8 protein-coding genes are annotated in these 10,182 nt (G+C 66.8%); 3 read left to right on the forward strand and 5 right to left on the reverse strand.

Annotation, left to right across the window (positions count from 1 at the left end):
• Positions 1-40: 40 nt before the first annotated feature.
• Positions 41-883, reverse strand: a complete 843-nt coding sequence (locus ACTWPT_RS58900) for a hypothetical protein (RefSeq protein WP_443186288.1) — start codon at positions 881-883, stop codon at positions 41-43.
• Between the two features lie 173 nt (positions 884-1,056).
• Between ACTWPT_RS58900 and ACTWPT_RS58905 the strand changes: the two genes are divergently transcribed.
• Complete coding sequence (locus ACTWPT_RS58905) at positions 1,057-2,094, forward strand: tyrosine-type recombinase/integrase (RefSeq protein ID WP_443186289.1); 1,038 nt, start codon at positions 1,057-1,059, stop codon at positions 2,092-2,094.
• Between the two features lie 70 nt (positions 2,095-2,164).
• Here ACTWPT_RS58905 and ACTWPT_RS58910 read toward each other — a convergent pair whose 3' ends face one another.
• Both ACTWPT_RS58910 and ACTWPT_RS58915 read right to left on the reverse strand, forming a co-directional pair.
• A complete protein-coding gene (locus tag ACTWPT_RS58910; RefSeq protein ID WP_443186290.1) occupies positions 2,165-3,034 on the reverse strand; it encodes a recombinase family protein in 870 nt (289 codons plus the stop codon).
• A 213-nt stretch (positions 3,035-3,247) separates the two neighbouring features.
• A complete protein-coding gene (locus ACTWPT_RS58915) occupies positions 3,248-3,493 on the reverse strand; it encodes a TrmO family methyltransferase domain-containing protein (protein ID WP_255530130.1) in 246 nt (81 codons plus the stop codon).
• Between ACTWPT_RS58915 and ACTWPT_RS58920 the strand changes: the two genes are divergently transcribed.
• Positions 3,494-3,892, forward strand: coding sequence for an MmcQ/YjbR family DNA-binding protein (locus tag ACTWPT_RS58920; protein ID WP_219537622.1), 399 nt, complete (start codon positions 3,494-3,496; stop codon positions 3,890-3,892). It begins immediately after the preceding gene.
• Positions 3,893-4,306: 414 nt separating this feature from the next.
• On the opposite strand, the gene ACTWPT_RS58925 is transcribed toward ACTWPT_RS58920, so the two are convergent.
• The gene (locus ACTWPT_RS58925) at positions 4,307-5,071 is read right to left on the reverse strand and encodes a DinB family protein (RefSeq protein ID WP_443186291.1); all 765 of its coding nucleotides are present in this window, start codon (positions 5,069-5,071) and stop codon (positions 4,307-4,309) included.
• A 269-nt stretch (positions 5,072-5,340) separates the two neighbouring features.
• A complete protein-coding gene (locus ACTWPT_RS58930) occupies positions 5,341-8,460 on the reverse strand; it encodes a Tn3 family transposase (protein ID WP_443186292.1) in 3,120 nt (1,039 codons plus the stop codon).
• A gap of 1,149 nt (positions 8,461-9,609) precedes the next feature.
• On the opposite strand from ACTWPT_RS58930, the gene ACTWPT_RS58935 reads away from it, so the two are divergent.
• Positions 9,610-10,182, forward strand: a 573-nt coding sequence (locus ACTWPT_RS58935; protein WP_443186293.1) for a GNAT family N-acetyltransferase, incomplete at its 3' end; no start/stop codon positions are given.

The following is a 10,182-nucleotide window of genomic DNA, read 5'->3' on the forward strand; positions in this document are numbered from 1 at the left end:
ACCATGCCAGCCACCGCGAGCAGGGCAGCATGATCCGCCGCTACATCGCCTGGCGAAACCGCAACACCGACAACCCCCGCCTACGGAAGATCGTCAACAGGGCGAACGTGGCCTGACGCGGCACTAGGTCGCGCTCCTGCTCAGCCTTCCGGGTCTGGACTTCCTGCTCCTGCAGTTGGCGACGCAGGTCGGTGAGCTCGCGCTGGCGGTCGTCGGCCTGCTGTTCGAGTTCGGCGATGCGGGCCGTCGCGGTGGCGTGCAGCTCGGTGAGCTCGGCGGTTCGCTGGCGGGCGGCGTCATGGTCGTGCTCGGCCTGACGCTGCCGGTCGGCAGCGTCAGCGGCGAGCTGCTCGGCTTGGGCGCGAGCGTTCTGGTGCTCGCCGACCTGTCGCCAGGCGTCCTGCTCGCGCTCCTCGGCACGATCGCGGGCGGTCTCGGCCTGGGTGCGGGCCTGTTCGGCGGCGGCGATCTGGGCGGTGGCGGTGTTGGCCGCGGTCGTGGCGCGTTGCTCGGCCGCCGCGGCGGCGGCACGCGCTTCCTCGGCGGCCTGTTCGGCGGCCTCCACTTGGGCCAGCGCGCCGGTGCCCAGCTCGGCGAGCTGGGCGCGTAGCGCGTCCTGCGCCGCCTGCCACTGCTCCCCGGCCGCCAGCAGCGGGGCAAGGAGATCGTGGGCGCGCAGCAGGGCGTTGGCGACGGGCGCGGCGTGCGCGGTGGTGCGCGCCCGGTAGGCGGCGGCACGGCAGGCGTCGCTGCAGTACTTGGCGCGACTGCTACGCCCGGGCAGTGCCTTGGTACAGCCCGGACCGGCGCATCGCAGCTCTGGTTCCTGTCGATCCGTCCCGTTTTGGCCCGTCTGTTCGGTCTTGCCCGGGGTACTCGCCACCACAGTTTCCTGATCGCCTGCCACACTCCGCAGATTAGCGTTCGTTTCGTTCGAACGTAGCGGCTTCGTACGTTCGCAAACGTATCTCTGACACATTCTGACCCGTGATAACCTTCCTTATCGCGGGTCAGAGGCGATCGAATGGACGCTCCCGGAAAAAGGACGAAACGGACATGAGTGAGGGCGGGCGGCTGGCGGCGGCGGGGGAGCACCCGCTGATTTCCGGGACTCCAGAAAATGCCGGCGCCCACACCGCCGCCGACCACGCGCTCAGCGCCGACACCCGGCGCCTCATCGCCGACGGGGTGCCCGCCAACACTCGCCGCGCCTACGCCCGCCAGTGGGCCGCCTTCACCGCCTGGTGTACGGCTCAGGGCCGCCTCGCACTGCCCGCCACCGGCGCCACCCTGGCCGAATACACCGCCCAGCTGTGCGCCGCCGGACAGGCCCCGGCCAGCGTCGAACAGGCCCTGGCCGCCGTGCGCACCATGCACCGGCTGTCCGGCCACCCCAATCAGCCGGCCACCGAGGCCGCCCGGCTCGCGCTGCGCGCCTACAAGCGCCGACGTGCTGAGGACGGCGGCCGCGGCCAGCGCGAGGCCCCGCCCATCACCATCGACGCGCTGCGCGCCATGGTCGGCGCCTGCGACCTGGCCACGGGCCGAGGGCTACGCGACCGGCTGCTGCTCGTGCTCGGCCTGGCGCTGATGGGCCGCCGCAGCGAGCTCGTCACGCTCACCCGCGACGACGTGCGCGAGGTCGCCGACGGCCTGGAGGTGACCATCCGCACCTCCAAGACCGACAAGGACTCGGCCGGCGAGACCGTCGCCATCCCCCGCGGCAGCCACCCGCTCACCGACCCGGTTGCCGCCTGGCGCGACTGGCTCCAGGTGCTGGACCAGGCCGGACACACCGGCGGGCGGCTGCTGCGCCGCATCGACCGGCACGGCACCGTCGGCCCCTCCCTCGGGGCCGACGCGGTCAACGTCATCGTCCGCGACCTGGCCGTCCGCGCCGGCGTGCCCTCCGCGGAGACCGTCACCGCGCACAGCCTGCGCGCCGGCGGCGCCACCGTCGCCTACGCCGCCGGCGTCCCGGTCGCCGTCATCGCCAAGCACGGCCGCTGGGCCCCCGCCTCCCCCGTCGTGCTGCGCTACATCCGGGCCGTGGACCGCTGGCGCGACAACGCCATGCGCAACGTGGGTCTCTGACCTGATCCGCCCCGTGCACGACCGGCCTGGGCCCCGCCGTGTTCGGGGTTGAGGAACAGCGGTACAGCCATTAGCGGTGAGAATGATCTTCATCGGCTTCGTCGTGTTCGCGGAGCATCCGCAGGACGGTCGCGGGTGAGGGATGTCGGCCCTTCTTCTTGCCCTTGGTGATGACGAGTTTGGCCGCGATCTCGCGCAGGCTGAGGTTCTTCTCGCGCAGGTGGAGGGCCAGGGAGAGCATGGCGTCGTCGGTGACGGTGGCGCCGCCGATGGTCTGGCCGCGGGTACGGGCTGACTCGTGGCCTTCCAGGGTGCGGTCGCGGATGTACTCGCGTTCCATGCCGGAAAGCGCGGCGAGCACGGTGAACACGATCCCGGACGGGTCGTGGTTGCCCTGAAGTTCGCCGGTGAGGAATTCCAGGGCGACGCCATAGGACTTGAGCTGCTCGGCGAGCTCAGCCATGGCCAGGCCGCGTCCGAGGCGCTTGTGCTCGTGGACCACTAGCGTGACACCGAGGCTGGCGGCCCGCAGCTCCCGCGCGAACTCCACCGCACGGTCGAGCTCGGGACGACTGACGGCGCGGGTTGAGATCTTCTCGGAGAAGATCTTCGTCACGCTCGCGGCGGTGAGAGAGTCGAGCTGGGTGTCGAGCGACTGTCGGGCTGTGGACGCGCGAGCGTACCCGATCCGGACGTGCCCGCTCAGCTCGGCCCCGGAGCTTGCGGGGCGGGGCAGTTCGACCCACGGAGTGCCCGGCTTGCGGATCGGCGGGGTGACAACCGTCAGGGCCTTGGCGAGCGAGGGGACGAGGCGGAACCGGGCGGTGTGGTAGTTGATCGCCACCCTGCCCTTGCTGGTCCGGCAAGGTGACCCGGCGGGCGCGGCACAGCTGGACATGGGGCAGCCGCGGGTTTCCACGCTGAGGTACCCGTCATTCACCCGGGCGAGTGTTTCATGGGGTCGTTTCATGTGGCTACAGTTTTGAAACGACCTATGAAACGGCGAATGCCCTGTTCGCGATCTCCGGTGAGAACTGTTTCATGTGTGCGTCTATGAAACGCCCGCCGGGATCGACCGGAAGTGATCTCGCGGGCCCAGCCTTCAGCCGACCGGTTCTGTGGGACGAGATCTTCCGGGGCCCGCGATCCAGTTTTAGTAGTACTGATGCATCAGGTTGGTTGCCCAGGGGGCTTGCCGTACCTCGTCCTGCGGCGCGAACTCGCGGAGGTACGGTTTGATGTCCAGCACCGGCGTGCCATCCAGGGCGTCAAGATCGGCCACGTGAAGCGCGCGCCCAGGGCCCGATAGTCCTATGACGTCGGCGCGGCCCCGCCAACCCCGGAGACTCTGATGTGCTGATGTCCTACCCGGCGGGCAGGATGGGCACGGGAGGTACAGATGAGCGACATCGCGGACGTTCCACCCGCCGTTGTGGGCCGGCTCCGGGTGATCTGCGGGGAGCTGCCCGAAGCGTACGAGGAGCCGGCGTGGATCGGCTTGCGGTGGCGGATTCGCCGGCGGACGTTCCTGCACGTCTACACCACCGACGTGAGGGGGTCGGCGTACATCGATATGGACGATCCGGCCATCCTGATGACCTTCCGGGCGCCGCCCGGGGAGTTGGCCGCGCTGGCGCATGCCGGCCCTCCGTTCTTCCGGGCCGACTGGGGTGTGAATGTCGTGGGAATGGTGCTGGACGACGAGACGGACTGGGTCGAGGTTGCCGAGCTGGTGACGGACAGCTATCGCGTGCAGGCGCCCCGCCGCCTCGCGTTCCGGCTGAAGGCAGGTGGATGAACCGCCGGGTACCTCCCCACGTTGCACCATATCCAGGTTCGGTGCTGAGAAACATTCCTATTCACGGTGGGATAGGTCGGGTTGCCGCACTGGCCAGAGATATTTCAGGAGACGATTCCGATGACGACATCACCCAGTGCCGCATGCTCCGGCCGTCTGGCCGGATTTGCGGGTGCAGTTCATTCCGGGCGTGATCGCCTTCGCAGGTCCACCGCGGCGTGACATCGAGGAAGACCTCGCGTCGTTCGTTGGGGAAGCCCGCATTGCTGGTCTTTCCGTAGCCGGTCGTGACTACCTCGCCGGTCGGCACCGCGCCCTGGCTGGGCAGCGCGGGTGCGATGAGGGGCTCCGACAGCAAGATGGGCTGGTCAAGCGCAGGATCGCGAGATCGCCGTCCATTGCCGGGACGCGCCTTCACTCGGTTCGGGCACCGGCCTCGAGCACGGTGAGGTCGCGGACCGCATACCGGTGATGCTCGGCCTCTTCCTTGCACACCACCGTGAGGCAGCGGCGCACGACGTACTCCCGGTCCGGATATGGGTCCGCCGGCTTGCGACCACACACCCGATCGAGCTCGGCCTCGGTGAGCTCGTCGACGACCCGGCGCATCGTGGCTATGCGGGCGAGCCGCGGCGCGAGTACCTCGTCGAGCGTCGGGGTGGCATCGAGGGTGAGCCCGAGCTTCGCCGATGCTTCGGCCGGCATCCCGCCGCTAGGAAGGCCCAACGGGTGGTACGGCGCATCCTCCTCGAGCACGGCATTGCCGATCCAGGCATCGCTGGCCATCAGCAGATGCCGCTGCGTCTCGACGAACGACCACTCGCCGTCGACCTGCTCGTGCAGCTTCGCCTCGGGTAGGCGCCTGGCGCGGTCGAGCGTCTCCTCCCATTGCTTCTCGATGGCATCCCAAGCGGCCCGGTATTCGGCGGCGGACGTGGCCTCACGGGCCAGCACCCGGTTGGGATGCAGCCGGTCGAGCTCGGCCTCGACGTAGGCGGTCACGTCGACGTCGTTGACAACGACACGCTCGAAGCCGCCACCGAGGGAGACGTTGCCCCCATAGCAGTCCACGATCTTCAGGCCGGTGACGTCGCAATCGCGAATCTCGAGGCCGGAGAGGTCGCTCAGGTGGATGCGGGCACCACGGAACTGGTCACTTTGGGTGTACTCAGCAGGCATTGGGACAGTTTCCCGTATCCGTCCCGCCCGTGCCAGTGAATGGCACAACGTGAGGGTTGCGTGTTGCGTCCGGGTGGGGGAGTGCGGGATCGAGCATCTTGGCGAGCGCTCGACGATCGATCTTGCCCGCACGGTTGAGGGGGTCGGAGTGATTTGGAACGAAATCCCGATCCTGGACAAGGTCGGACGGGGTCGCCATGATCACGAATTTGGCGGCTGGGCGCATGCCTCTTACTTACGACCCCTAATGGGCGGGTTAAGGCCTGCAATCAGCCCTCGTCTTCTTCGTGCTGGGAGGGGTCTCGTAGCGGGCGAAGGCCTTCGCCGGGCTGGGAGGCGATGAAGTTGTAGCGGCCCAGCGTGTTGATGTGCTTATAGCCGAGGGGTGAGAGCCGGGCCACGTCCTCGTCGAGCACTTCTCGGTCCTTGGGCGGATGGGCACGCAGCTGTTCCACGGCGGCATCCAGGTAGCGGCTGTTCCACAGGACAATCGCGTTCAGGATCAGGCCGAGGGATCCGAGCTGATCCTCCTGGCCCTCACGGTACGCCTGGTGGATACGGCCGCGCCGACCGTGGCAGATCTCCCGGGCCAGCGTGTGGCGGGCTTCTTGGATAGTGAGCTGCCGGTTGACCCGGCGCCGGTAGGTGTCATCGACCGGGTCGATCACGGCGAGGAGATGGAGAGTCTTGGCGATGCGGCCGTACTCCTCGAAGGCCTGCCCGAGCGGCGTGGGGCGGCCTTCGCGGCCGAACATGCGCAGCAGGTCATAGGCGCGGACCTGGTTGGTGATCAGCGACCCGGCCACGCGCAGCATGTCCGGCCACCAAGTGATGATCTTCTTAAGGTTGATCTTGTTGCAAGCTAGCGCGTCCACTGGGCCGTAGCTGCCACGGGCTTGGTCGGGCAGGTCGGCGTACCAGAACCGCTGGTCGACCAGGTCGGCGAAGCGAGGTGAGAAGCGGTAGCCGAGGATGTCGAACAGGCCGAAGACCATGTCGGAATAGGAGGCGTTGTCGGTGGTGACCATCTCCGGCTTGATGCCGCCGTCCAGGTTCAGCAGGGTGTCGAGAATGTACAGGCTGTCGCGCGGGGTGCCGGGCACCACCATCTGCCCGATCCCGGACACCTGGTCGTTGATCGCGTTGAGCCAGGTGAGTCCGCGCTTGAAGTGGAAGTACTTCGGCGACGGCCCGGTGTTGATGCTGCGTTTGGGCACGACGAAGCGCAGCCCGTCGACCGAGGCGAGCAGCCCGCCGCCCCAGCCGTTCACAATGGGCACCTCGCTCTGGGCCTGGATGAGCAGCGCGTTGGCCGCCGCCAGAGTCTCACCGCGCAGGTAGTACTGGTCCGCATGCGTCAGCCGGTCCCGCGTCAGTGCCCGCACATTCGAGTTGATCACCGGAGACAGGCCGATGTTGCAGGCCTCGCTGGTCAGCAACGCCACCAGCGAGGTAGCCAGATCCTCCATCCGAGTGGAGCCATCGGCGGCGTGGACGAAGGCGTCCAGGAATCCGGTCCAGGAGTGCACCTCGAACAGCAGATCCGGCAGTTCGATGCGGGGCAGCATCGCGGCGGTCGTCGCCCGTAGCCAGCGCAGCATCTCGCTTTCGCCCAGCGCGCCGAGCCGCTCCACGTTCAGCTTGGGGCGTCCCCTCTCCGGGACCACGATGGAGATTTTGGCCTCTTCGCCCGCTTCCTCTAGTCGGTCGGCCATCTGCCGCCAGGCGGCATCCAGCACGTGCACCCGCTCAGCCAGATGCTCGATCACCGGGACCTCCAGTCCCAGACCCGCCAGGACGTCTTCGCGGACCGCCTGCCACTGCGCTCCGTCCAGCAGCCGGGCGCGAGGATCGGACCAGCGGTGCGAGGGTGAGGCGAAGATGTCACGCCGCAGCAGCGCCCGCATGAGCTGCTCCAGCACGCACATCACATAAGCATCGCGATCGACCGACCCGGCCAGCAGGTCGGGGTTGGCGTACACGGCGCGCCGCCACATCGGCGGCACCAGCTTCTCATCGATCTCCTTGGGCAGCAGCGCCCGCTGCTTCACCTTGCGGCGGGCCAGCGCAGGCAGCCGCCGTACCGCGGCCAGCACCCGCTTGCCGCCGGAGGCGGCGCCCAGCGCCGGCGACTCACCCAGCAGCGTCAGGAACGGTCGGACCGTGTTGTAGCGGTCGGTCAGCGCACGTCGCATCGCACTGTCGCCGCCATCGTCTTCTGGGCTGATCAGAGATTCGACCTGCTCGAGCGCCTGATGTACCTCGGCGCGTGAGGCCACGGTCGCCACCGCCGCCCACAACGCGGCGACATCCAGGTCCGTCTGGGTCTCCTCCACCGCCTGCAGCCGCTCGATCAACACCCGGGAAGCCCTCGCCAGGATCCGGGAGGCTCTCTCCAATTTCGGCAGCATGGCCAGGCGCTCCTTGTCGGTCCCGCGCCGGGCCGGGTTGATCAGCTTGGTGGACATCAGCAGCGCGAACAGATCCAGCGCGTCGTCGATGGCCATCGCTTCCAGGTGACGCACCAGGGTGCACACCAGCGCGGTGCGCTTGGGCTCGCTGGGCCGTCCCAGGTTGGAGGTCTTGCTGTTCATCGCCTGCCGAGCCAGTGCCGCCAGTCTGTTCGGCGGCACATGCGCGAGCTTGAGCCGTCCCAGGTCGAAGGCGGAGATCTCCTCTACCCGATGCAGCGCCTTGGCCAGGCTGCTGCCGGAGTTGCGAGTCGGTGGTTTCCGCAGCCGCTCCAGATCCGACCATCGCTTGCCTTCCGGGATCTCCAGCAGTGCGAGTAGCTGGCCGGGCAGCGCCGGATCCACCTGGCGGGTGGCCTTGGCGACCGTCGCGTGCAGCCGGCTCTCCGCTGCCTTGCGGACCTCGGAGACCTGCCGGGCCAGCACATGGACGCCGGGTAAGAGCACCCGATGCCGGCGCAGCCAGCCCACCGCGTGGTCGAACAGAGCGACCGGTCCCTCGGCGTGGATCCACGCCCGGCCGTGGAGGAAGGTCCGGAATTTCCGGCCCATCTCGTGATCCTCGTACACCTTGTAGCCGTAGGCGTCGCGAATCTCCCACGCATGCTCGTAGGCCGTCTGCTTGCGGCGGGTATACGCTTTCACCCACGAGGGATCGGCGATGTCGAGTTGCTCGGCCAGGTACTCCACCACCGGCCACGGCACCTCCAGCGGATCCTCCAAGAACAGCCCGACGTAGCGAATCGTCGTCAGTTGGAGAGCGAACCCGAGCTGGTGCGAGCGCGTGCGGCGCAACGCGATCAAGTCCCGGTCGACATCGTCCAGATAGAAGAACCGCTCCAGCTCCGACCGCATCGGCACCTCGGCGAACGTCCCATACGCCGCAGCCTGCTCATCCGTCAGAAACTCAACCGGCATGAAGCGGACGATAGCTACCTGATCGGCTGGTTCGTCCGCATCGTGATCGAACTGTAGTGCTCACGACCAGCGAAAACGCCAAGATCATTCTCACCGCTAATGGCTGTACCGCTGTTCCTCAACCCCGGTGTTGTTCCGCATGTCCGCCACGCTGGACGCAGGTCAACCGCCCGGGCCGTGCTCCGCCCGCAACGCACTCACCCTCCCGCCGCCCTGCGACGGCGTCCGTCTGACCGCCTGTGATCTTCGAAATGCGGCAAGGGCAGGGATAAGTGGTGGCCGAAGGCGCGGACACTACATGACGAATGCGCTGCTGGGGCGCCGTTTCGTCACCAAACTGTCCTCAGGATCGTCATCACCTGTCACACGCTTAAGACACCAAGCATGTTTACCTGTGATCAACAAGCTGCAGGGAGAGTGCGTGACCCAAGAGATCAATCGCTCCATCCCCTGCCGCGCTGGCACGGACGCAACCTTGACCATCGTCGGCTGGCATAGGAGCAGGTCAGCACCTTGCCAGACCCTCCTGGCAACAAAGATGAAATGCCCTCAAAATTAAGTCACAAGAATTCGACACACAAAATGGATAGAGAAGCAGAGATGCTTGCATATTCGCCCGCCGCAGGCATATAGAGAAATGAGGCCACCCACATTCGCTCCGCCTCGATAATTTCTATACTGCGGATAAAATCGCGATAGCACGTCTACTGTCGTACGAGAACTGGGTCAAACGTGCAGAAATCAGGGCAATCATGCACGGGGGCGGGAGCGTCGGCGTGACAAGGAGTGACCAAACCGGTGACAGGGGATGACGAACTCGCAGGACAGCTAGATGACGAGTCTCAGTTGAGACAGGATGACCTGACGCGCCAGGTTTTCTGAGACACGCGCCACCTTCAGCGAGACAGGACAGCCGTCCGCCGGTTCCTCGACCCCAGTGGTGACGCGTGGTTGCTGCGTTACTTGCGGGAATCCTGCCTTCTCGCAAGTTGGCGAGGCTTTTGCGCGACGCAACAACCCATCATTTTTGATTTGTATTTTCTAGAAAATCGAAAATGATAGGCTCCTGCCGTGCCTGCAGAGGCCGGTGTGGTGACTGTTCCAGCCCTGTCCTCGCAGAGAGTCGGTGGAGACGTCGATAGGAGAGTTATGACCGTCACCCTGTCCGTTGAGCCGACTGCGTCCGCGCCCGGCTTGCGCCTGCGACCGTGGCGAGGCGAGGACGCGACGGCGCTCGTGACGGCTCATCGTGATCCACTCCTGCGCCGCTGGTTGACCACTTCTCTGGTCAGCGAGGTGGACGCCTTTCGATGGATCGATGATCAGAATGAAGCGTGGACCGCAGGGGTCCGATTCAGCTTCGCCATACTGGAGTGCGACGGCGACACGGGCGAAGCCGACCAGCCGGTCGGCCACGTCGTGGTCAAGCGAGGCGTCGATCTCGCCGATGCCTCGGCAGAGGTGGGTTACTGGACCTCGGCTGAGGTCCGAGGCCGAGGGATCGCTCCCCGAGCCCTTGAGGCCGTATCGCGGTGGGCACTTGGGTCGCAGTGCGTGATGCCTCTGACACGCCTTGATCTGCTTCATGCCGTGGACAACCATGCTTCCTGCCGCGTAGCGGAAAAATGGTACGTCCTGCGCTCCGTACTCCCCGCCCTCCCACCCGACTTCCCCACCGAGGGGCACCTGCACGTGCGCACGAACGCTGCGGCTGAATCCATG

It is taken from the genome of Nonomuraea sp. 3N208 (assembly GCF_052245935.1).
GTDB lineage: Bacteria > Actinomycetota > Actinomycetes > Streptosporangiales > Streptosporangiaceae > Nonomuraea.